Source organism: Sediminibacillus massiliensis, assembly GCF_900156915.1.
Taxonomy (GTDB): domain Bacteria; phylum Bacillota; class Bacilli; order Bacillales; family Amphibacillaceae; genus Sediminibacillus_A; species Sediminibacillus_A massiliensis.
On sequence record NZ_LT732535.1, the window covers coordinates 3,220,290 to 3,221,836 of the forward strand.

The 1,547-nt window shown below is 55.2% G+C and carries 1 protein-coding gene; it reads right to left on the reverse strand.

The window, feature by feature from the left end:
* On the reverse strand, positions 1-1,547 hold a 1,547-nt coding region (locus CZ434_RS22270; RefSeq protein WP_425442067.1), incomplete at both ends, for a beta strand repeat-containing protein.

The window sequence follows — 1,547 nt, forward strand, 5'->3', positions numbered from 1 at the left end:
AGCCAGGACCTCTTCCACGGTATTGATGGTTCCGGCAGAGACCGTGGCCCCGAGAACGCTGTCGATGGTATCAATGGTCCCGCCAACGATGGTGGCAGCCAGGACTTCTTCCACGGTATTGATGGTCCCGCCCACCACAGTGGAAGCGAGGACTTCCTCAATGACATTGATGGTTCCTCCTGTCACGGTGACGGAAGCGACTTCCGCCGTTACCGTCCCACCGAGGATGGTGGCATTGATGAATCCGTCGGTAATAGTAGCTCCGAGAATACTATCAACAGTATCGATTGTGCCGCCGACAATGGTGGCAGCCAGGACCTCTTCAACGGTATTGATGGTTCCGGCCACCACGGTGGAAGCGAGGACTTCTTCAATGACATTGATGGTTCCACCCGTCACGGTGACGGAAGCGACTTCCGCCGTTACTGTGCCACCGAGGATGGTGGCATTGATGAATCCATCGGTAATAGTAGCTCCGAGAATACTATCAATGGTGTCAATGGTTCCGCCAACCACGGTGGAAGCGAGGACTTCTTCGATGACATTGATGGTCCCGCCTGTAACGGTGACGGAAGCGACTTCTGCCGTTACCGTCCCGCCGAGGATAGTGGCGTTAATGAATCCATCGGTAATGGTAGCCCCGAGAATACTATCGACGGTATCAATGGTTCCGCCAACCACGGTGGAAGCGAGGACTTCTTCGATGACATTGATAGTCCCGCCCGTCACGGTGACGGAAGCGACTTCCGCCGTTACTGTGCCACCGAGGATGGTGGCGTTAATGAATCCATCGGTAATGGTAGCCCCGAGAATACTATCGACGGTATCGATTGTGCCGCCGACGATGGTAGAAGCAAGGACTTCTTCGATGACATTGATGGTCCCACCTGTCACGGTGACGGAAGCGATCTCCGCTGTTACTGTCCCGCCGAGGATGGTGGCATTGATGAATCCGTCGGTAATAGTAGCTCCGAGAATACTATCAACAGTATCGATTGTGCCGCCGACGATGGTAGAAGCAAGGACTTCTTCAATGACATTGATGGTTCCGCCCGTCACGGTGACGGAAGCGATCTCCGCCGTTACCGTCCCCCCGAGGATGGTGGCGTTAATGAATCCATCGGTAATGGTAGCCCCGAGAATACTATCGACGGTATCGATTGTGCCGCCGACGATGGTGGCAGCCAGGACCTCTTCCACGGTATTGATGGTTCCGGCAGAGACCGTGGCCCCGAGAACGCTGTCGATGGTATCAATGGTCCCGCCAACGATGGTGGCAGCCAGGACTTCTTCCACGGTATTGATGGTCCCGCCCACCACAGTGGAAGCGAGGACTTCTTCAATGACATTGATGGTTCCTCCTGTCACGGTGACGGAAGCGACTTCCGCCGTTACCGTCCCACCGAGGATGGTGGCATTGATGAATCCGTCGGTAATAGTAGCTCCGAGAATACTATCAACAGTATCGATTGTGCCGCCGACAATGGTGGCAGCCAGGACCTCTTCAACGGTATTGATGGTTCCGGCAGAGACCGTGGCCCCGAGAA